This is a genomic window from Streptomyces sp. NPDC034103, from assembly GCF_055575395.1.
The window spans coordinates 327,911-348,983 of the sequence record NZ_JBVISS010000009.1; the positions used below are offsets into that span (position 1 = coordinate 327,911).

General features: G+C 71.9%; 18 protein-coding genes. 6 read left to right on the plus strand and 12 right to left on the minus strand.

Translation table 11 applies throughout. The annotated features are described in order from the left end of the window. The first annotated feature begins 34 nt into the window (after nucleotides 1-34). Entirely contained in the window at nucleotides 35-1,768 is a 1,734-nt protein-coding gene (locus ACZ56U_RS22195; RefSeq protein WP_469085717.1) for an ABC transporter ATP-binding protein, read from the plus strand. Next, nucleotides 1,768-3,696, plus strand: coding sequence for an ABC transporter ATP-binding protein (locus ACZ56U_RS22200; protein ID WP_469085718.1), 1,929 nt, complete (start codon nucleotides 1,768-1,770; stop codon nucleotides 3,694-3,696). The genes ACZ56U_RS22195 and ACZ56U_RS22200 overlap by 1 nt, the downstream gene beginning before the upstream one ends. A gap of 89 nt (nucleotides 3,697-3,785) precedes the next feature. Here the strand turns inward: ACZ56U_RS22200 and ACZ56U_RS22205 are convergent, their stop codons facing one another. From ACZ56U_RS22205 to ACZ56U_RS22225, 5 genes are all read right to left on the minus strand, one after another. Continuing rightward, a complete protein-coding gene (locus ACZ56U_RS22205) occupies nucleotides 3,786-5,063 on the minus strand; it encodes an RNA polymerase sigma factor (protein ID WP_469085719.1) in 1,278 nt (425 codons plus the stop codon). A gap of 103 nt (nucleotides 5,064-5,166) precedes the next feature. After that, entirely contained in the window at nucleotides 5,167-7,068 is a 1,902-nt protein-coding gene (gene dnaG, locus ACZ56U_RS22210) for a DNA primase (RefSeq protein ID WP_469085720.1), read from the minus strand. 89 nt (nucleotides 7,069-7,157) lie between these two features. After that, a complete protein-coding gene (locus tag ACZ56U_RS22215; protein WP_469085721.1) occupies nucleotides 7,158-8,423 on the minus strand; it encodes an NAD(P)/FAD-dependent oxidoreductase in 1,266 nt (421 codons plus the stop codon). A gap of 168 nt (nucleotides 8,424-8,591) precedes the next feature. Continuing rightward, nucleotides 8,592-9,872 carry a deoxyguanosinetriphosphate triphosphohydrolase gene (locus ACZ56U_RS22220; RefSeq protein WP_469085722.1) on the minus strand — a complete coding sequence of 427 codons (1,281 nt, stop codon included), beginning with the start codon at nucleotides 9,870-9,872 and terminating at the stop codon, nucleotides 8,592-8,594. A gap of 42 nt (nucleotides 9,873-9,914) precedes the next feature. Further along, a complete protein-coding gene (locus tag ACZ56U_RS22225) occupies nucleotides 9,915-10,808 on the minus strand; it encodes a sirohydrochlorin chelatase (RefSeq protein ID WP_469085723.1) in 894 nt (297 codons plus the stop codon). A 209-nt stretch (nucleotides 10,809-11,017) separates the two neighbouring features. Here ACZ56U_RS22225 and ACZ56U_RS22230 point away from each other — a divergent pair, with 209 nt between their 5' ends. After that, on the plus strand, nucleotides 11,018-11,695 hold the full coding sequence (locus tag ACZ56U_RS22230) for a SanA/YdcF family protein (protein WP_469085724.1): 678 nt from the start codon (nucleotides 11,018-11,020) through the stop codon (nucleotides 11,693-11,695). Here the strand turns inward: ACZ56U_RS22230 and ACZ56U_RS22235 are convergent. Genes ACZ56U_RS22235 through ACZ56U_RS22245 form a run of 3 tightly spaced genes read right to left on the minus strand, consistent with a single transcriptional unit; the run spans nucleotide 11,682 to nucleotide 15,256 of the window. After that, complete coding sequence (locus ACZ56U_RS22235) at nucleotides 11,682-12,449, minus strand: enoyl-CoA hydratase-related protein (RefSeq protein ID WP_469085725.1); 768 nt, start codon at nucleotides 12,447-12,449, stop codon at nucleotides 11,682-11,684. The genes ACZ56U_RS22230 and ACZ56U_RS22235 overlap by 14 nt on opposite strands. Before the next feature lie 15 nt (nucleotides 12,450-12,464). Next, nucleotides 12,465-13,712 carry a ferredoxin reductase domain-containing protein gene (locus ACZ56U_RS22240; protein ID WP_469085726.1) on the minus strand — a complete coding sequence of 416 codons (1,248 nt, stop codon included), beginning with the start codon at nucleotides 13,710-13,712 and terminating at the stop codon, nucleotides 12,465-12,467. Beyond that, nucleotides 13,709-15,256: an amino acid adenylation domain-containing protein gene (locus ACZ56U_RS22245; RefSeq protein ID WP_469085727.1), complete on the minus strand. Its 1,548-nt coding sequence runs from the start codon at nucleotides 15,254-15,256 to the stop codon at nucleotides 13,709-13,711. The genes ACZ56U_RS22240 and ACZ56U_RS22245 overlap by 4 nt, the downstream gene beginning before the upstream one ends. Before the next feature lie 314 nt (nucleotides 15,257-15,570). Here ACZ56U_RS22245 and ACZ56U_RS22250 point away from each other — a divergent pair, with 314 nt between their 5' ends. Continuing rightward, nucleotides 15,571-17,649, plus strand: coding sequence for a molybdopterin oxidoreductase family protein (locus tag ACZ56U_RS22250; protein WP_469085728.1), 2,079 nt, complete (start codon nucleotides 15,571-15,573; stop codon nucleotides 17,647-17,649). A 74-nt stretch (nucleotides 17,650-17,723) separates the two neighbouring features. On the opposite strand, the gene ACZ56U_RS22255 is transcribed toward ACZ56U_RS22250, so the two are convergent. Both ACZ56U_RS22255 and ACZ56U_RS22260 read right to left on the minus strand, forming a co-directional pair. Next, nucleotides 17,724-18,203 carry a gamma-glutamylcyclotransferase family protein gene (locus tag ACZ56U_RS22255; RefSeq protein ID WP_469085729.1) on the minus strand — a complete coding sequence of 160 codons (480 nt, stop codon included), beginning with the start codon at nucleotides 18,201-18,203 and terminating at the stop codon, nucleotides 17,724-17,726. Between the two features lie 43 nt (nucleotides 18,204-18,246). Further along, nucleotides 18,247-18,831 (minus strand): NADPH-dependent FMN reductase, encoded by a 585-nt coding sequence (locus ACZ56U_RS22260; RefSeq protein WP_469085730.1) that lies wholly within the window; start codon nucleotides 18,829-18,831, stop codon nucleotides 18,247-18,249. A 276-nt stretch (nucleotides 18,832-19,107) separates the two neighbouring features. On the opposite strand from ACZ56U_RS22260, the gene ACZ56U_RS22265 reads away from it, so the two are divergent. Both ACZ56U_RS22265 and ACZ56U_RS22270 read left to right on the plus strand, forming a co-directional pair. Beyond that, a complete protein-coding gene (locus tag ACZ56U_RS22265) occupies nucleotides 19,108-19,626 on the plus strand; it encodes a hypothetical protein (protein WP_469085731.1) in 519 nt (172 codons plus the stop codon). Between the two features lie 115 nt (nucleotides 19,627-19,741). Then, complete coding sequence (locus ACZ56U_RS22270) at nucleotides 19,742-20,377, plus strand: class F sortase (protein ID WP_469085732.1); 636 nt, start codon at nucleotides 19,742-19,744, stop codon at nucleotides 20,375-20,377. Here the strand turns inward: ACZ56U_RS22270 and cpt are convergent. Together cpt and ACZ56U_RS22280 are read right to left on the minus strand one after the other, a co-directional pair. After that, entirely contained in the window at nucleotides 20,361-20,897 is a 537-nt protein-coding gene (gene cpt / locus ACZ56U_RS22275) for a chloramphenicol phosphotransferase CPT (RefSeq protein WP_469085733.1), read from the minus strand. The genes ACZ56U_RS22270 and cpt overlap by 17 nt on opposite strands. 15 nt (nucleotides 20,898-20,912) lie before the next feature. Continuing rightward, nucleotides 20,913-21,035: a hypothetical protein gene (locus tag ACZ56U_RS22280; RefSeq protein ID WP_469085734.1), complete on the minus strand. Its 123-nt coding sequence runs from the start codon at nucleotides 21,033-21,035 to the stop codon at nucleotides 20,913-20,915. Nucleotides 21,036-21,073 lie beyond the last annotated feature (38 nt).

Sequence of the window (21,073 nt, forward strand, 5' to 3'; positions counted from 1 at the left end):
TCCGGCCCCTGTCGCCGACTCCGAGAGACCCAGCGTGCTCATACGACTTCTGCGGACCTATCTCAGGCCCTACCGAAAACCCATCACCCTGCTGGTGGTGCTCCAGTTCCTCCAGACCTGCGCCACCCTCTACCTGCCCACGCTGAACGCGGACATCATCGACAGCGGCGTCGTCAAGGGCGACACCGGCTACATCCTGTCCTTCGGCGCCCTGATGATCGGCATCTCGCTGATCCAGGTCGTGTGCAACATCGGGGCCGTGTACTACGGCGCCCGGACGGCCTCGGCGCTGGGCCGCGACATGCGGGCCGCCGTGTTCGACCGGGTGCAGTCCTTCTCCGCCCGCGAGGTGGGCCACTTCGGCGCGCCCTCGCTGATCACCCGGACGACCAACGACGTCCAGCAGGTCCAGATGCTGGCCCTGATGACGTTCACGCTGATGGTGTCCGCGCCGATCATGTGCGTGGGCGGCATCGTGCTGGCGCTCGGCCTGGACGTGCCGCTGTCGGCGGTGCTGGTCGCGGTGGTGCCCGTGCTCGGCCTCAGCGTGACGCTGATCGTGCGCCGGCTGCGGCCGCTGTTCCGGACCATGCAGGTGCGCCTCGACACGGTGAACCGGGTGCTGCGCGAGCAGATCACCGGCAACCGGGTGATCCGCGCCTTCGTCCGCGACGACTACGAGAAGGACCGCTTCCGGGAGGCCAACGCCGAACTCACCGAGATGTCGCTGGGCACCGGCAGGTACCTCGCGCTGATGTTCCCGATGGTCATGACGGTGGTGAACCTGTCGTCCATCGCGGTGGTGTGGTTCGGCGCCCACCGGATCGACGGCGGCGAGATGCAGATCGGTGACCTCACCGCGTTCCTCGCCTATCTGATGCAGATCGTCATGTCCGTGATGATGGCCACCTTCATGTTCATGATGGTGCCGCGCGCCGAGGTGTGCGCCGAGCGGATCCAGGAGGTGCTGGACACCTCCTCGAGCGTGGTCCCGCCCAAGGCCCCGGTGCTGGAGCTGCGGCGGCACGGGCATCTGGAGATCCGTGGGGCGGGCTTCCGCTACCCGGGTGCCGAGGAGCCCGTCCTGCGCGATGTGGACCTCGTCGCCCGGCCCGGTGAGGTGACCGCCGTCATCGGGTCGACCGGCAGCGGCAAGTCCACCCTCCTCGGACTGGTACCGCGCCTGTTCGACGCCACCGACGGGGAGGTGCTCGTCGACGGGGAGAGCGTGGCGGCCCTCGACCCCGCGCTGCTGGCGAAGACCGTGGGGATGGTCCCGCAGAAGCCGTACCTGTTCGCGGGGACCGTGGCGACCAACCTGCGCTACGGCAACCCGGACGCCACCGACGAGGAGTTGTGGCACGCGCTGGAGGTGGCGCAGGCCAAGGACTTCGTGGAGCGCCTGGAGAACGGCCTCGACTCCCCCATCGCCCAGGGCGGCACCAACGTCTCCGGCGGTCAGCGGCAGCGGCTCGCCATCGCCCGTACGCTCGTGCAGCGCCCGGAGATCTACCTCTTCGACGACTCCTTCTCCGCCCTCGACTACGCCACCGACGCGGCGCTGCGGGCGGCGCTGTCCCGGGAGACCGCCGAGGCGACCGTCGTGATCGTCGCCCAGCGGGTGGCGACCATCCGGGACGCCGACCGGATCGTCGTACTCGACGAGGGACGGGTCGTCGGCACCGGCCGGCATCACGAGCTGATGGCGGACAACGAGACCTACCGGGAGATCGTGCTCTCCCAGCTCACGGAAGCGGAGGCTGCCTGATGGCCGGGCCCATGGGGCGCATGATGGCCGGGACCGGCCCGGACCACCGTTCGCTGGACTTCAAGGTGTCGGGCCGGCGGCTCGTCGCCCGGTTCCGGCCGGAGCGGTTCACGGTCCTCGCGCTGGTGGCCTGCGTGTTGGTGAGCGTGGGGCTGTCGGTCGTCGGGCCGAAGATCCTCGGCGAGGCCACCGACCTGGTCTTCGCGGGCATCGTCGGCCGGCAGATGGAGCCCGGCGCCTCGAAGGAGCAGGTCCTTCAGGGGATGCGGGAGCGCGGTGACGGCCAGATCGCCGACATGCTGCGCAGCACGGACTTCACCCCCGGCGAGGGCATCGACTTCGACGCCGTCGGGCACGTCCTGCTGCTCGCGCTCGGGGTGTTCGTCGTCGCCGGGCTGCTGATGCTGGTGGCGACGCGGCTGGTGAACCGGGTGGTCAACCGGACCATGTTCCGGATGCGCGAGGACGTGCAGACGAAGATGTCCCGGCTGCCGCTGTCGTACTTCGACAAGCGGCAGCGCGGTGAGGTGCTGTCCCGGGCGACGAACGACATCGACAACATCGGGCAGACCCTCAACCAGTCGATGGGGCAGCTCATCAACTCGCTGCTCACCATCATCGGTGTGCTCGCGATGATGTTCTGGGTGTCGTGGGTGCTGGCGCTGGTCGCGCTGGTGACGGTGCCGCTGTCGTTCGTCGTCGCCACCCGCGTCGGCAAGCGGTCCCAGCCGCACTTCGTGCAGCAGTGGCGCTCGACCGGCAAGCTCAACGCGCATGTGGAGGAGATGTACACCGGGCACACCCTGGTGAAGGTGTTCGGACGCCAGGAGGAGTCGGCGCAGCAGTTCGCCGAGCAGAACGAGGCGCTGTACGAGGCCGGGTTCAAGGCGCAGTTCAACAGCGGGGTCATGCAGCCGCTGATGATGTTCGTGTCGAACCTGAACTACGTCCTGATCGCGGTGGTCGGCGGTCTGCGGGTCGCCTCGGGGTCTCTGTCCATCGGTGACGTGCAGGCCTTCATCCAGTACTCCCGCCAGTTCTCGATGCCGCTGACGCAGGTCGCGTCCATGGCGAACCTGGTGCAGTCCGGGGTCGCCTCGGCCGAGCGGGTCTTCGAACTCCTCGACGCCGAGGAGCAGCAGGCCGACGCGGTGCCGGGCGAGCGGCCCGCCGAACTGCGCGGGCGGGTGTCGCTGGAGGGCGTGTCCTTCCGCTACGACCCGGACAAGCCGCTGATCGAGGACCTGTCGCTCAAGGTCGAACCCGGGCACACGGTCGCGATCGTCGGACCGACCGGCGCGGGCAAGACCACGCTGGTCAACCTGCTGATGCGGTTCTACGAGGTGTCGGGCGGGCGGATCACCCTCGACGGCGTCGACATCGCGAGGATGTCCCGGGACGAGCTGCGGGCCGGGATCGGCATGGTGCTCCAGGACACCTGGCTGTTCGGCGGCACGATCGCGGAGAACATCGCGTACGGGGCCTCGCGGGAGGTCACCCGGGGCGAGATCGAGGAGGCCGCGCGCGCCGCGCACGCCGACCGGTTCGTCCGGACGCTGCCCGACGGGTACGACACCGTGATCGACGACGAGGGGTCGGGGGTCAGCGCGGGTGAGAAGCAGCTGATCACCATCGCCCGGGCGTTCCTGTCCGATCCGGTGATCCTGGTCCTCGACGAGGCGACGTCCTCGGTGGACACCCGCACCGAGGTGCTGATCCAGAAGGCGATGGCGAAACTGGCCCACGGGCGGACGTCGTTCGTCATCGCCCACCGGCTCTCCACGATCCGGGACGCGGACACGATCCTGGTGATGGAGAACGGTTCGATCGTGGAACAGGGCGCGCACGCGGAGCTGTTGGAGGCCGACGGGGCGTATGCGCGGCTGTACCAGGCGCAGTTCGCCCAGGCGGTGGCGGAGGTCGACTAGTCGCTCCGCGGCAAGGGCCACGACGGGCCGTCGGTTGTCTGCCGGTCCGTCGTGGCTGGTCGCGCGGTTCCCCGCGCCCCTGGGGGGGTTCAGTCCAGGTATCCCCGAAGCTGATCCGCGAACGCGTGGTCCCGCAGCTTGTTCAGGGTCTTCGACTCGATCTGCCTGATCCGTTCCCGGGTCACGCCGAAGATCCTGCCGATCTCCTCCAGCGTGCGCGGGCGGCCGTCCGCCAGGCCGTACCGGAGCTGGACGACCTTCCGCTCGCGTTCGCCGAGCGTGGACAGCACCGCTTCCAGGTGCTGCCGGAGGAGCAGGAACGCCGCCGACTCGACCGGTGAGGCCGCGTCGCCGTCCTCGATGAGGTCGCCGAGGGCGACGTCGTCCTCCTCGCCCACCGGCGCGTGCAGGGACACCGGCTCCTGGGCCAGGCGCAGGACCTCGCTGACGCGTTCCGGGGCCAGGTCGAGATGGGCGGCGACCTCTTCGGGCGTGGGTTCGTGACCGCGTTCCTGGAGCATGCGGCGCTGGACGCGGACGACCCGGTTGATCAGCTCGACGACATGGACGGGGACGCGGATGGTCCGGGCCTGGTCGGCGAGGGCCCGGGACATGGCCTGGCGGATCCACCAGGTCGCGTACGTCGAGAACTTGTAGCCGCGGGCGTAGTCGAACTTCTCGACCGCCCTGATCAGGCCCAGGTTGCCCTCTTGGACCAGGTCGAGCATGGTCAGGCCGCGGCCGACGTACCGCTTGGCCACGGACACCACCAGCCGCAGGTTCGCCTCGATGAGGCGGCGCTTGGCCATCCGGCCCATGACGACCAGACGGTCCAGGTCGAGCGCCAACTGGCTGTCCAGGTCGGGGGTGTTGAGGAGCTTCTCCTCGGCGAACAGTCCGGCCTCGACGCGCCGCGCGAGTTCGACCTCCTCGGCCGCGGTGAGCAGCGGGATGCGGCCGATCTCGCGGAGGTACTGGCGGAACAGGTCGGAGGAGGGGCCGCTGGTGTCGGCGCGGGCGCGGCTCACCGGAGGCTCGGCGGGTTCCGCGCCCTCCAGGGCGCCGGCGGGCGCCTCGTCCGGCTCCGCCTCGGGGTGGTGCGCGACGCGGCTCTGCGGAGGGACCGCGGCGAGGACGCCGGTCTCCGTCTCCGCGTCCGTGCCGTCGGTACGGGCGTCGGTCTTGTTGAGGGTCCGGGTCTGCACGGGGGCGACCTCCAGGATGATCGCTGCAGAGGTGAGCGGCAGCGCTGTTTCGGGGGCGGAGTCGGCGGCCTCGCCGCTGTCCGTCCCGCACGCGATGAGCGGAACCGCGGGGGTCAGGGACCCGCTGGGGACGGATCGGCCGCGCTCCGAGGACTCAGGCACCGGAACCCAGTGTGGAGTACGACACATCGCCGCCACGAGGGGCGTGCGGTGACTTTTTGAGTCCGGTCCGTGACCGCGTGGTTACCCTGCCGGACGCCAACCCTCAGAGAGCTGCGGCTCCTTGCCCGCGCAGCGCCTGGTCGTACTGCTGGAGCACCCACAATTCGTTCTGTACGGCGGCCAGCTGGGCGGGGTCGCCGTGGGTGCCGAGGCGGGCGAGCGTGCTCTGGATGTCGCGGACGCGGCGCTCGACGGCGCGGCGGCGGACGGTGACGAGCTGCTCGCCGGCGTAGTTCTCGTCGACGGTGCGGCGCATGATCGCCTCGACGGCCAGCTCCGTGACCATGGCGCGTACCGCGTCGTCGGGCGCCGCCGCGCGGACCCGGACGAGGTAGTCCTGGGAGTCCTGCACGCCGTACTCGGCGCCGCCGGCCTCCATGATCGCCTGGCGTACGGCGGCGTAGGGCGCGGCGGTGAACTCGTCGATGCCGTACGCGTCGAACGCCGGGGCGACCAACTCGGGGCGCTGGAGGGCGAGTTTGAGGAGCTCGCGCTCGGTGGCGTAGACGGGGTTGCGGAGGTTGAGGGCCGGTCCCGAGGCGCTGGAGCGGGGTGCGGAGTCGTAGGGCCGGGGGCCGCGCGCGGCCGGGGCCGGGCCCTTGCCGCCGCGGTCGCGGGCCCAGCGGGCCAGCTGGGCGACACGCTTGACGACGAACTGGGTGTCGAGGATGCCGAGCATCCCGGCGAGCTGCACGGCGACCTCGTGCTGGGCGCCGGTGTTCTTGATGCGGGCGACGATCGGGGCGGCCTCGTCCAGGGCGGCGGCGCGGCCGGCCGGGGTGTCGAGGTCGTAGCGGACGACGATCTGGCGGAGCGCGAACTCGAAGAGCGGGGTGCGGGGTTCGACCAGGTCCGCGACCGCCTCGTCGCCCTTGGCGAGGCGCAGTTCGCAGGGGTCCATGCCGTCGGGGGCGATGGCGATGTAGGTCTCGGCGGCGAACTTCTGGTCGTCCTCGAAGGCGCGCAGGGCCGCCTTCTGGCCGGCGGCGTCGCCGTCGAAGGTGAAGATCACGCGGGCCGAGCCGTTGTCCATCAGCAGCCGGCGCAGGATCTTGATGTGGTCGCTGCCGAAGGCGGTGCCGCAGGTCGCGATGGCGGTGGTCACGCCGGCGAGATGGCAGGCCATGACGTCGGTGTAGCCCTCGACGACGACCGCGCGGGAGGCCTTGGCGATGTCCTTCTTGGCGAGGTCGATGCCGTAGAGGACCTGGGACTTCCGGTAGATCGGGGTGTCGGGCGTGTTCAGGTACTTGGGGCCGGTGTCCGCCTCGTACAGCTTGCGGGCGCCGAAGCCGACGACGTCGCCGCCGATGTCGCGGATGGGCCACATCAGCCGGCCGCGGAAGCGGTCGATGGGGCCGCGGCGGCCTTCCTGGGCGAGGCCGGAGAGCAGCAGTTCCTTGTCGGTGAAGCCCTTGCCGCGCAGGTAGCGGGTGAGGTGGTCCCAGCCCTGGGGGCTGTAGCCGACGGAGAAGTGCTCGGCGGCGGACTGGTCGAAGCCGCGCTCGGCGAGGAACTTGCGGCCGGCGTCGGCCTCGGGGCTGGTGGCGAGCTGTTCCACGTACCAGTCGGCGGCGATCTTGTGGGCCTCGACCAGGCGGATGCGCTCTCCGCGCTGGTGGGAGGGGTTGTAGCCGCCCTCCTCGTAGCGCAGGGTGATGCCGGCCTGGCCGGCGAGGCGCTCGACCGCCTCCGAGAAGGTGAGGTGGTCGACCTTCATCACGAACGTGATGGTGTCGCCGCCCTCCTGGCAGCCGAAGCAGTGGAAGAGGCCCTTGCTCGGGCTGACCTGGAAGGACGGCGACTTCTCGTCATGGAAGGGGCACAGGCCCTTGAGGTTGCCGCCGCCCGCGTTGCGCAGCTGGAGGTACTCGGACACCACGGCGTCGATCGGGACCGCGTCCCGTACCGCCTTCACGTCCTCGTCGTTGATCCGTCCTGCCACGTGGTGATTCTACGGGGCAGAACTGACACTCATGGGGCGAGCGGTCCTCGGCCGGGGTCCGGGGGGCGCTCCCCCCGGACGGCGCGGCACTAGGAGAGGAGGCTGTCGAGCGGAACGTGCGGGTTCGCCAGCGCGTCGGTGTCCACCCGGGTCCTGGAGCGAATCAGCTGCTGTACGGGCTCTGTGACGTCCCACACGTTCACGTTCATCCCGGCGAGCACCCGGCCCTCCTTCACCCAGAACGCGATGAACTCACGCTTTCCGGCGTCCCCGCGGATCACCACTTCGTCGTAGGACCCCGGCGGCGCCCACCCGCTGTACTCCATGCCCAGGTCGTACTGGTCGGAGAAGAAATAGGGCACGCGGTCGTAGGCGAGGTCGCGGCCGAGCATCGCGCGGGCCGCCGCGGGGCCGCCGTTGAGGGCGTTGGCCCAGTGCTCGACGCGCAGCCGGGTGTCGAAGAGGGCGTGGTGGAAGGAGGCCACGTCACCGGCGGCGTAGACGTCGGGGTCGGAGGTGCGCAGCTGCTGGTCGACGACGATCCCGCCGCCGTGCGCGCGCTCGGCGATGTCCAGTCCCGCCGCTTCCGCGAGGGCGACGCGGGGGGCGGCGCCGATCGCGGCGAGGACGTCGTGGGCCGGGTGCTCCTCGCCGTCGTCGGTGCGGGCGGCCAGCACCATGCCGTCCTGGCCGACGATCTCGGTGAGCCGGGCGCCGAAGTGGAAGCGGACGCCGTGCTCACGGTGCAGGTCGGCGAAGAGCGCGCCGAGCTCGGGGCCCAGCACCGAGTGCAGCGGGGTCGGCTCGGGCTCGACGACGGTGACCTCGGCGCCGTACTCCCGGGCCGCCGCGGCGACCTCCAGGCCGATCCAGCCGGCGCCGGCGATCACGAGGTGGCCGTTGTCCCGGCCGAGCGCGGCGAGGACGCCCTTGAGCCGCTCGGCGTGGGCGAGGCGGCGCAGATGGTGGACGCCGGCGAGGTCGGTGCCGGGGATGTCGAGGCGGCGGGGTTCGGCGCCGGTGGCGATGAGGAGCTTGTCGTAGTGCACGAGCGTGCCGTCGTCACCGAAGCGGACGGTCCTGGCCGCGCGGTCGACATGGTCGACGGTCTGGCCGAGGTGCAGTTCGATGTCGTTGCGCGCGTACCAGGCCGGTTCGTGCACGAAGACGCTGTCGCGTTCCTCCTTGCCGAGCAGGTAGCCCTTGGACAGCGGGGGGCGCTCGTAGGGGTGATCGCGTTCGTCGCAGATCAGTATCACGCGGCCGGTGAAGCCCTCCGTGCGGAGCGTCTCGGCCGCCTTGGCGCCGGCGAGACCGCCTCCGACGATGACGAATGTCTGATCCGCGTCGACCACTTGATGCCTCCTACCGGGGGTCTGGGGGTGTCCCCCCAGAGAACACAGCAACGTGCCGCCACATGGGAGCGTCCCGCACGGAGTGTGATGGGGGAAGAGGGAGTGGCCCGATCAGGCCACGGAGGGTCACATTCGGGCGCGTTTCACGTCACCCGTGGCACGTATGTCTCACGAGTGCCCCGTCAGCCGTGCGTGAAGCGAGCGGGCGGAGGCGTCGGTGAGGGAGGCGACCTGGTCGACGATCACCCGCTTGCGGGCGCGGTCGTCGGGGGCCTGGTCGAAGACCGCGCGGAACTGGGGTTCCAGGCCGTCCGGGGCGCGGGCGGTGAGCGCCTCGGCGAGTTCGGCGACCACGATCCGCTGGTCCGCGCGCAGCAGCTCCTGTTCGGCGCGCTGCATGACGTACCGGTCGGCGACCGCCTTGAGGACCGCGCACTCCAGCCGCGCCTCGCGCGGTACGACGAGTTCGGCGGTGTAGCGGCTCAGGCGCCCGAGGCCGTAGCGCGCGCGGGTAGCGGCCTCGGCGGCGAGGCAGAAGCGGCCGATGAGCTGGCTGGTGGCGTCCTTCAGGCGGGCCTGGGCGACCGCCGAGCCGTCGTAGCCGTGCGGCCACCAGGGCTGGTCCTGGAGTCGGTCGAGGGCCGCCGCGAGTTCCGCCGGGTCGGTGTCCGCGGGTACGTACCGGCCGCGGGCGACGGCGAAGACCTCCTGGCGTTCGGGTTCCGCGTGCAGGCAGTTGGGGTCGATGTGGCCGGCGTGCAGGCCGTCCTCGACGTCGTGGACCGAGTACGCCACGTCGTCGGCCCAGTCCATGACCTGGGCCTCGAAGGTGGTCCGGGTGCCGGGGGCCTCCTTGCGGACCCAGTCGAAGACGGGGCGGTCGTCCTCGTAGACGCCGAACTTCGGGGAGGCGGGGTCCGCGGGGTGCCCGCCCCGCGGCCACGGGTACTTGGTGGCGGCGTCCAGGGTGGCCCGGGTGAGGTTCAGGCCGACGGAACCCTCGGGGGTGAACCGCTTGGGTTCGATGCGGGTGAGGAGCCTCAGGGACTGGGCGTTGCCCTCGAAGCCGCCGCAGTCCTCCGCGAACTCGTTGAGCGCCTGTTCGCCGTTGTGGCCGAACGGGGGGTGGCCGAGGTCGTGGGAGAGACAGGCCGCCTCCACGAGGTCGGGGTCGCAGCCGAGGGCGGCGCCCAGTTCCCGGCCGACCTGGGCGCACTCCAGGGAGTGCGTGAGGCGGGTGCGGGGGCTGGCGTCCCAGGCCTGGCTGCGGGTGCCGGGCGTGACGACCTGGGTCTTGCCGGCGAGCCTTCTGAGCGCGGCCGAGTGCAGGATGCGGGCGCGGTCGCGTTGGAAGGCGGTGCGGCCCGGACGTTTGTCGTGTTCGGTCGCCCATCGTTCGACTGACGCCGGGTCATAGCCCGCGGGTGGGATGTGGTTCTCGCCTTCCATGCCTCGACAGTACGGGCAGGTACTGACAATCGGGGGGCGCCTTCACGCCGAGGCCAGTGCCCGTTCCGTCGCGAGCGGAATCGCCATGGCCTGGTCGTACCGGTGCAGCAGCAGCCTCGCCATCGCCGGGTGGGTGCCGAGCGGGGCCGACGCGATCCACGGGGCGGCCTCGGCGCACTCGGTGGCGAAGCGCCCGGGGGCCGTGAAGCAGGAGGCGACGGCGACCTGGGTGCGGCCGCTCGCGACGAGGGCCTCGATGGCGTCCGGGACCCTCGGGGCGGCCGTGGTGGCGTAGGCGGGGACGACCGGCACGCCGAGGCGGGCGGACAGGAGCTGGGCGGTACGGCCGGTGTCGACCTTGGACTCGGGGTCCCTGGAGCCCGCCGCGGCCAGCACCACGGCGCTGCGGGCGCGGGTCTCCTCGTCCGCGGGGGCGCGCCAGCCGGCCTCGACCAGGCGGGCGTGCAGGGCCTCCACCAGGAGGGGGTGCGGGCCGAGCGGTGCGGCCACGCGTGCGCGTACCCGGGTCTCGGCGGCCATCTCGGGGATGTCGCGCTTGACGTGGTAGCCGCGGCTGAGCAGGAGCGGGACGAGGATCGCCGCGCGGTCGCCGAGGGCGGTGAGCGTGTCGGTGAGCAGGGGCTCGTTCAGCTCGATGTGCCCGAGGTGGACGGGCAGGCCGGGGCGCAGGGCGCGGACCTTGTCGAGGAGCGCGCGTACGGTGCTCAGGGCGCGCGGGTCGCGGCTGCCGTGGGCGACGACGACGAGGGCGGGCGGTTCGGGGCGCCGCCGGCCGTCGAGCGACACGAGGCCGAGCCGGCCGGCGAGCTGGCTGGTGATCCGGTTCATGAGGTGCGCCGTACTGTCGAGGTGGAGCGTCCTGGACTCGTCGCGAGGAGCCGTCGAGCTGTCCGTCGAGTTACTCGTCGCCGTCATGGACCGATGGTGACGGCGGGAGGTTGCCACCCCGTTGCGCCAAGATAACGGGGATTTTCCATGGGTTCACGGTGCGGTGGTAGGGCGCTGTGAGCATCTCTGACCTGCGTTTTCATCGGCCGGTGAGGCTGGTCACGTGGTCCGGCGTGAACCGTGGGCCCCCGCCTGTCGTCCCTGACTGTCGAAGGCCGACCAGGGAGGGACCCCTCGTGAGACTGCGCAGACCCCGTCTGCCGCGCACCCGTACCGGGCAGCGGCGGCTCGTGCAGGTGGTGATGCTCGGGTGTGTCCTCGCCCTCCTGCCGGCGACGTGGATGTACGCCGTGGCGGGCGACCGGCTGCGCACGACCGCCGACGTGCCGCACACGGAGGTCGCCGTGGTCTTCGGCGCCGGGCTGTGGAACGACGAGCCCTCGCCGTATCTCGCGCACCGGCTGGACGCGGCGGCGAAGCTGTACCGCGCGGGGCGCGTCGAGGTCGTCCTGGTCACCGGCGACAACAGCCGCGAGGACTACGACGAGCCGGACGCGATGCGCGCCTATCTGACCCGGCACGGGGTGCCCGACAGGCGCATCGTCAGCGACTACGCCGGGTTCGACACCTGGGACTCCTGTGTCCGCGCCAAGAAGATCTTCGGTGTCGACGAGGCGGTGCTGATCAGCCAGGGCTTCCACATCCGGCGGGCGGTCGCGCTGTGCCAGGCGGCGGGCGTCACGTCGTACGGCGTCGGGGTCGAGGCCAAGCACGACGCCACCTGGTACTACGGCGGCGCCCGGGAGGTCCTCGCGGCGGGCAAGGCGGCGCTCGACGCGGTCTTCGAGCCGGACCCCCGGTTCCTCGGGCCGGAGGAACCGGGGGTCGGGCAGGCGCTCACTAGCGGCCGGTGAAGCGGGGGGCGCGTTTCTCCAGGAAGGCGGTCATGCCCTCCTTCTGGTCGTGGGTCGCGAACAGGGCGTGGAAGACGCGGCGTTCGTAGCGGATGCCGTCGCGCAGGCCCGTCTCCAGGGAACGGTCGACGCAGTCGCGGGCGGCTCTGACCGCCGTACGGCCGTACGAGGCGATCGTCTCCGCGGCCTCCAGTGCCTCCGTGAGGACCCGTTCGTCGGGGACGACCCGGGAGACCAGGCCGGCGCTCTCCGCCTCCCTCGCGTCCATCGTGCGGCCGGTGAGAACCAGGTCCATGGCCTTGGCCCGGCCGATGAGGCGGGTCAGACGCTGGGTGCCGCCGATGCCGGGGATCACGCCGAGCTTGATCTCGGGCTGGCCGAACACCGCCGACTCCCCCGCGATCACGAGGTCGCACATCATCGCCAGTTCGCAACCTCCGCCCAGGGCATGGCCGTTGACGGCGGCGATCTTCGGGGTGCGGAGGTCCGCGAACTCCTCCCACGCGCGGAAGTAGTCCTCGGCCGCCATGTCCACGGCCGTCCGCGTGGCCATCTCCTTGATGTCGGCGCCCGCCGCGAAGACCTTCTCCGAGCCGGTGACGACGAAGCAGCCGGCCTCGGGGTCGGCGTCCAACGGGCGCAGCGCGTCCAGGAGTTCGGTCAGGAGCTCGCCGCTCAGCGCGTTGCGGACGTGGGGGCGGTGCAGGCGTACGGCCACGACTCGGCCGTGGCGCTCGATCTTTACCGTGTTCATTTCTCCTCCGTCACCTCACGAGTCCCAGATCGCGCCGTACGCCGGAATCCCCCGCTGTTCCAGGCCGTGGACCACCTGCCAGGTCAGCTTCTTGTTGCTGATGCAGATCACCGCCTCGGCACCGAAGTCGCGGTAGGCGGCGTACGCGAGGCGCACCATGTCGGGTTTGCCGTCGCGGGAGGTGTCCCAGATCAGGGCGTGGGGCTGGACGGCGAGGATCTCGTCGACGAGGGCGTCGCCGTAGGTGGTGCGGGGGTCGCGGGTCGCCCAGACCAGGCGGGAGGGGACCTCGGCGGCCAGGAGGTGCGGGAGGCAGGGGCCGATGCCGCTGCCGGTCGCCACGTAGACCACCTTCGTGAAGAGGGTCTCGATGTTGGCGACTCCGGCCGTGGTGATGCCCTTCACCCAGATCCGGTCCGGCATGTCGTCGATGAAGGCGCCCGTCCAGTCACCGGCCCGGGAGATCGTCAGCCGGAAGCCGGGCTCGCCGGGGGCCGGGACGTTGGCGAAGGAGTGCCATTCCTTCAGCGGGCTGCGGCTGATGGCCGTGGAGGAGCCGGCGAAGGGGGTCTCGCCGTGGTCGAAGCGGGCCAGCACCACGTGCGGGGAGGGGCGTTCGACGCGTACGTCGACCTTGCGCAGGCGCAGCCACGGCAGGACGACGCTGAAGGTGACGACCGACAGGACCGCCACCTCCACAGGACCCGGGGCCGCCAGGAGGGTGTGCGTCCAGAAGAGGACGAGGGCCGTCCAGCCGCCGAAGCGGTGGATCTTCTCGAAGTGGTCGTGGTGGCGGGAGCGGAAGGGTGGCAGGGCCGTGGCGATGATCAGTGCGAGGAGGGCCGTCAGGGTCCAGCCCACCGCCCTGAGCGGGGCGTCGGTCGTGGTGATCGTGAGCGCCAGGAACCAGCTCGCCCCCGCCAGCGCCCCGCCCACGTGCAGTCCGCCGAAGTGGTACACCTTCCCCAGCGTCCAGCGGACCTTCAGCGGCCAGCTGGTCGGCGCCCAAGTGGCCAGCTTGAAGAGGAGGTTGATGACGTACTGCTGGCGGACGAGGATCGCGAGGGCCAGGTCGGCGAGGGCCGCGTGGCCCATGGTGCGGGTCGACGGGATCCAACTCACGTACAGGAAGACCAGGTTGGCCGTCAGTACCAGTGCCGCCAGGCGGTTGTAGTGCATCAGCCGCGGGTGTTTCAGCAGTCGGCGCGGGGCCGAGGTCCGCGGGGGCAGTTCCACCGCCTGGCGCTCGAGTGAGGTCGTCATCGGGACACCGCCGTGCGCTCCTCGGCCAGCCGCAGCAGCGCCGCCTTGTCGATCTTGCCGCGGTCCGTCTCGGGCAGGTGTGTCAGGGGCATGACACTATCGGGCACGCAGTAGTACGGCAGCGCGTCCGCCACCGCGCGCCGGGCCGTGTCGGGGTCGACGTCGGCCGGGGTGACGAAGGAGACGAGGGTGCGGGCGTCCCGCTTCAGGGTCACCGCACGCCGGCAGCCCTCGACCGACTCCAGCACCGAGGAGACGGAGTCGAGTTCGACGCGGAAGCCGCGCACCTTGACCTGGTCGTCGGTGCGGCCGAGGTGCTCCAGTTCGCCGTCGGACGTCCAGCGGCCGAGGTCCCGGGTGCGGAACATGCGGTGGCCGGCGCCCAGGAACGGGTCGGGGGCGTAGCGCTCCGCGTTGAGCCGGTCGTCGTCCAGGTAGCCCGCCGAGACGCAGGCGCCGCCCGCCCACATCTCGCCGACCTCGCCGATGGGGAGCGGGCGCAGGTCCGGGTCGAGGACGTAGACCGTGTTGTTGGGGGTGGGGCGGCCGATGGTGAGGGTTTGGGACGACACCTCGTGGCGGCGCATCGTGTTGACGATGGTCGTCTCCGTCGGGCCGCAGCAGTTGTAGAACGTCGCCTGGCGGGCCCAGCGGTCGGCGAGCGGGCGCGGGCAGGGCTCCCCCGCCACCGCCACGGTGCGCACGCGCGGGCAGGTCGCCGGGTCGACGCCGGACAGGACCGTCGGGGTGGCGATGACGACGTCCGCGCCGCGGGCCGCCGCCGCGATGTCCTTGCCGCGGATGACGAGGGTGGCGCCGTGGGCGAGGCAGCCGAGGATCTCCCAGGCGGCCATGTCGAAGGCGATGTTGAGCAGCTGGGCCACCCGGTCGCCGGGGCGGATGCCGAGGTCGCCGGGGGCGGTGAGGAGGATGTTCGCGACGTTGCGGTGGGTGACCTTCACCCCGTTGGGGCGGCCGGTGGTGCCGGAGGTGAACAGGACGTAGCAGCCGTCGTCGGGGTGCACCCGAACGTCCGGGCGCGGTCCGGGGGCGGCGCTGCGGGGGCCCGGGACGTACGGCAACGGCTCGTCGAGGGCGATCAGGTCATGGCCCGGCGGCAGCGGGACGCGGTGGGCGTGCTCGGCGACGGTGATCACGACGCGGGTGCGGGCGGCGCGGATCACGTGGGCGAGCTGGGAGGCGGGGGCGAGGCCCACGTCCTGGGGGACGTAGGCGGCGCCCGCCTTCAGGATGCCGAGGAGGCCGACGAGCATCGGCACGGAGCGGCGGACGAAGAGGCCGACGTGGTCGCCGGGGCGCACACCCCGGCGGATCAGACGGGCGGCGACGGCGTCGGCACAGCGGTCGAGCTCGCCGTAGGTGATCCGGGCGCCGAGGTGTTCGGCGGCGACGGCGTGCGGGGCGGCGGCCGCCTGCCGCTCGACGGCGTGGTGGATCAGCGGATCCGGGACGGGGACGGCCGGGCCGAAACCGTACCGGTGGAAGAGGTGCTGGTCGCGGGGGGTCAAATGGCGCAGGGGCATGCTGGGGAAACCTCCTGGCTGGCTTTTCGCGTGAGAGATTGCCTGGCGCCAAGCTGGATCCGCGCTCGACTGTAGCTCGGGTTTTTCAACGCTCAACAATGCGTCCCCGGCCAACGACGAGACGGAACGAGCCACATGTGGCGTCTTTCACAGCAGAGGCAACTTTCGTCACCGTCGGCGGCGACTCCTGAGGGGCACCCGTGCGCCCGGCCAGGCGGCCTCACCGCGCCCGGCGCCCGGCGGGGAGGTCGCCGTCCCGCCCGCGTAACAGGGAGCCGTCGCGCACGTAACACGGCGGAAGCACGCTGAGGAGCATGCAGAACTCCGCGACGCCCACCCACTGCCCCTACTGCGCCCTGCAGTGCGGGATGAATCTCACGCCCGTCCCGGACGGGGGCGTGGAGGTCACCGAGCGCGCGGATTTCCCGGTGAACCGGGGGGCGCTGTGCGGCAAGGGCCGTACCGCGCCCCAGGTGCTCTCCTCCCGGGTGCGCCTGACCTCCCCGTTGGTGCGCTCCGAGGGCAAGCTCACGCCCGCCACCTGGGAGGAAGCACTGGACCGGATCGCCGAGGGACTGCGGCGTACGCGTACGGAACATGGCCCGGACGCGTGCGGGGTGTTCGGCGGGGGCGGCCTGACGAACGAGAAGGCGTACACGCTGGGCAAGTTCGCCCGGGTCGTCCTCGGCACCTCGCAGATCGACTACAACGGCCGCTTCTGCATGTCCTCGGCGGCGGCGGGCGGCATCAAGGCGTTCGGTCTCGACCGGGGGCTGCCCTTCCCGCTGGAGGACATCCCGAGGACGGGGTGCGTGATCCTCGTCGGCTCCAACCTCGCCGAGACCATGCCTCCGTCGCTGCGGTTCTTCCGCGAACTGAAGGAGAACGGCGGCACGTTGATCGTCGTCGACCCGCGCCGGACCAAGACCGCCGAGCAGGCCGACCTGCATCTGATGCCCCGCCCCGGCACGGACCTCGCCCTGGCCCTCGGCCTGCTGCACCTGATCGTCGCCGAGGGGCGGGTCGACGAGGAGTACGTCACCGAGCGCACGGCCGGCTGGGAGGAGGCCCGGGCCGCGGCGATGGCGCACTGGCCGGAGTACGTGGAGCGGATCACCGGCGTGCCCGTGCCCCAGCTCCGGGAGACGGTACGGATGTTCTGCGAGCCCGAGGCCGCCATGGTGCTGACCGCGCGCGGGCCCGAGCAGCAGTCCAAGGGCACCGACACCGTGGGCGCGTGGATCAACCTGTGCCTGGCGACGGGCCGGGCGGGGAAGCCGTTCTCCGGGTACGGCTGCCTGACCGGGCAGGGCAACGGGCAGGGCGGGCGCGAACACGGCCAGAAGGCGGACCAGTTGCCCGGCTACCGCAAGCTGGACGACCCGGCGGCGCGCCGGCATGTCGCCGAGGTGTGGGGCGTGGATCCCGACTCCCTGCCCGGACCGGGGCGCAGCGCCTACGAGTTGCTGGACGCCCTGGGCTCGGACATCAAGTCGCTGCTGCTGATGGGGTCCAACCCGGTGGTGTCGGCGCCGCGTGCCGCGCACATCGAGGAGCGCATCAAGTCCCTTGATTTCCTGGCCGTCTGTGACGTCGTCCTCTCCGAGACGGCGGAGCTGGCGGACGTGGTCCTGCCGGTCACGCAGTGGGCGGAGGAGACGGGCACGACGACCAACCTGGAGGGCCGGGTGCTGCTGCGCCGCCAGGCGATCACCCCGCCCGACGGTGTCCGCAGCGACCTGGAGGTCCTGCACGAACTGGCCGACCGGCTCGGCGTGGAGAAGGGGTTCCCGACCGATCCCGAGGAGGTCTTCGAGGAGCTGCGGCGGGCCAGCGCGGGTGGTCCTGCGGACTACTCGGGGATCACCTACCGGCGGCTGGCCGAGGAGAACGGGGTGTTCTGGCCGTGCCCGACGCCCGAGGAGGACGTGCACCCCGGCACCCCGCGCCTGTTCCTCGACCGGTTCGCCACGCCCGACGGCCGGGCCCGGTTCGTCCCGGTCTCGCATCGGGCGGCCGCCGAGGAGCCGGACGACGAGTACCCGGTGCTGCTGACCACCGGCCGGGTCGTCGCCCAGTACCAGTCCGGCGCCCAGACCCGCCGTGTCGAGGAACTGAACGCCGCCGCGCCCGGCCCGTTCGTCGAGCTGCACCCCCGGCTCGCGGCCCGGCTGGGCGCGGCCGAGGGCGACCCGGTGGCGGTCGTCTCCCGGCGCGGCCGGGCGGTGGCACCGGCCCGGATCACCACCGGCATCCGCCCCGACACCGTCTTCATGCCCTTCCACTGGCCGGGCGAGGGCCGCGCGAACACCCTCACCAACCCGGCCCTCGACCCGACCTCGCGGATGCCGGAGTTCAAGGTGTGCGCGGTGCGGTTGGAGACGGTGAAGTAGCGGGGCGCTCCGCGGGGAGTGCCGGGACGGGGCGTCAGTGCGGAGCGCGCCGCGGGGAGTGCCGGGACGGGGCGTCAGTGCCTCGTCGGGTCGTCGACCGGGCGCGGCGCCTTCGTGGCTGGTCGCGCAGTTCCCCGCGCCCCTGGGGGGCGTGCCGTCCAGTCGCCGCTCTCGATGCGTTCGCCGCGGGCCCGCAGCCGGGTCGCCACGGCGGGGGCTGCGACGTACACCCACGCCTGGACGGTGCTCTCGTCGGCGGTGCGTACGACGTCGCGCGCGACCCGCTCGTACAGGTTGCGCGGGTCGCCGGGTACGAACTCCTCCAACCGGTCGAGGGCGACGAGGAGTTCGGCGTACGCGTCGGGGCGGGCGGTGATCAGGTCGCCGTGGATCGTGCCGGGCTCCTCGACGGCGTAGGGGTAGCCGGGGCCGTCGTACAGTGCCGCGCCGTCGAGTCGCGCCGGTTCCTCCGACGCCGTGCGGCCGCGCAGGAAGGCGTCGTGGTTGACCTCTGCGGGGCGGAGGGTGCCGTAGACGAAGAACGGGAGTCTCACAGAGACGATTCTCGGCCCGGCCCCGGTCGCCCCGACAGCCGGGTCACGTCCCGTAGGGGTGCTTCCGCCTCGCCTCCTTCAGTCCCCTCGCCCACCACACGAGCTGGTCCAGCATCGCCTTCGCCGCCGCGTCCGGGCCCGCGCGGTCCTTCAGGCGTCCCTCGTCGTCGAAGGAGCCGCCCGCGTTGTGGAAGGAGACCGTGTCGCGCACCGTCACCGCGTGGAGTTCCGCGAAGACCTGGCGGAGGTGTTCCACCGCGCGCAGGCCGCCGGACATGCCGCCGTAGGAGACGAGGGCGACGGGTTTGGCCTGCCATTCGGTGTAGTGCCAGTCGATGAGGTTCTTCAGGCCGGCCGGGTAGGAGTGGTTGTACTCGGGGGTGAGGACGACGAAGGCGTCGGCGGCGGCCAGTCTCGGGGTGATGTCCGCGAGGGCGGTCGCCGTGTCCGTCGTACGGGCGAAGGACATGGGCAGGTCGGCCTCGGCGACGTCCACCACCTCGGGGAGCAGGTCGTCGTGGGCGCGCAGGCGGTCCAGGAGCCAGTCGGCGACGACGGGTCCGAAGCGGCCGTGGCGGTTGCTGCCGATGACCAGGGTGACCTTCAGGGGAGCGTCTGTGATCTGCATGGGGAACAGCGTGATACCTCAAGGAAGGTTGAGGTCAAGCCCCGCCCGTCGGGTCGGGGTCACCCGGTCGCACCCGCGCCGCGTGCCCTTCGGGTTCTCTTCCCCGACACCCTCGAACCACGCCGGTGACCTGCCCAAACACCGGCGGGCAGGCCTCGCCCCGCACCGACCTGACACCCGTTCACCGCATTTCTGACGCCCCCTCAGCAAGCGCGCTCGGCCCGCTGCCACTTACCTCGGAGGGGCAGGGACACCGAAGAGCTGCAGGGAGCACCGATGCGTTCTACCGCCCGCATGCTGACCGGCACCGCGCTCGCCGTGGCCGCCGCCGGTCTGGCCGCCGCGCCCGCCGCCGGCGCCGACGCGGGCCGTCTGGAGGTGTACCCGTCCTCGGTCGTCCCGGGCGGGCAGGTCACGGTGAACACGGCGGCGTGCGGGGACGGCGGTACGGCGGCGGGTGACGCGAGCGCGGTGGGCGCCGGGTCGTTCACGCTCGCGCCGAGCACCCATGAGCAGGACGTGATCGGGCAGTTCAAGGTGCCCGAGAGCGCCCAGCCGGGGACGTACGAGATCGTCGCGACGTGCGCGGAGGGCGGGCGGCGGGTCACCGGCGACCTGGTGGTCACGCTCACCTCCGCCCGGCAGGTGTATCCCCGCGGAAGTGTGAAGACGGGGGTCGGTGGCGCTCTGGGCCCCGACCCCGTGCAGACCGCGGCCGGCGTGGCGGCTCTCGCCGTCGCCGCCGCGGGCGGTACCTGGCTCCTGCATCGCCGGGCGAGAGGCGACGGGATCTGACGGACACCCTCCGCTGTCCGTCCGCCGGTACCGCATGTCCCTCCCCCTCCGGGTCCGACGCCCCTCGCGGCCCGGAGGGGGGCGGGTCCACCCGCTCCCCAGGCCGGAGGCTCGCGTGCGCAGATTCAGCAGATGCAGCAGTTACGGCAACGCCGTCATAGCGGCCGTCACCGTCGTCGCCCTGGCGTGCGGTGCCTGGCTGCTGCGCAGTGGTGCCGCGACCCACGCCCCGCCGCAGCCCGCCCCGGCCGAGGCCCGGGGCGGCCACGCCGACCCGCGCTCGGCGCCCCCGCTGCCGCCCTCCCCGCCCGACCGCGTCCGCATCCCCGCGATCGGGGTGGACGCGCCGCTGACGGGCCTCGGACTGACCCCGACCGGCAGCCTCGCCGTACCGCCCGCGGAGCGGAAGAACCTCGCCGGCTGGTACGAGGCCGGCACCACACCCGGCGAGACGGGCACCGCGATCCTCGCCGGCCATGTCGACAACGCCGAAGGGCCCGCCGTCTTCTACCGCCTCGGCGCCCTGAAGAAGGGCGGCACCATCGAGGTGGACCGACGCGACGGCGGCACGGCCGTCTTCTCGATCGACTCCGTCGAGGTGTACGACGCGAAGGACTTCCCCGACGAGAAGGTGTACGGCGCGTCGAAACGACCCGAGCTGCGGGTGATCACCTGCGGGGGCGGCTACTCACGGTCCACCGGGTACCAGGGGAACGTCGTCGTCTTCGCCCACCTCACGGCGAGCCGCTGACCACCTTGCGGGCGATGATCCGCGCGCACTCCAGCGACTCGGTCACGGCCGTGTCCACCTCCACGTCGTACGCCACCCCTTGGTGGACGATCTCCGCCTGCTTCTCCGCCATTCCGCGCACCCGGTCGCCGCGGGCGATCTCGCGGCCGGCGGCGACGCCGGCCTCGCAGTGGACGCCGACCCAGAGCACGTCCAGGCCGTCGAGGACCGTGCGCCAGCGGTCCTGGGTGGAGGCACCGCCCAGGAAGACGTCGTCGATGATCACCCGGGCGCCCGCGTGCACCATGGCCGCGATCCCCCGCGCCCAGGCCGCCTCCAGGGTCATGAACTCCGGGCCGACGCTCACCGCGCCGTCCGGCTCGAACGAGATGCCCGCGCCCGTGCCCGGCATCGCCTCGATCAGCGAGTCGACTCCGAAGGCCAGCCAGGGCTCGGGGAGCACCGCCTGAAGACACCGCGCGATCCCGGACTTGCCGGAACTGGAGCCGCCGTTGAGCACGATCACCTGGGTCTGCGTCATGCGGTCACCGTAGCGTCAGGCCACCCACCGCTCCCACGCCGTTCTCGCCGCCCACGCGACCAGCGCCGTCAGCATGCCGGTCGCGAGGACCGTGCGGGCCGCGAGGTACGGGTTCTGCGCCTCGTAGACGATTGTCACCTGCGCGGATCGCGCTTCGCCCGCCACCTCACAGCCCG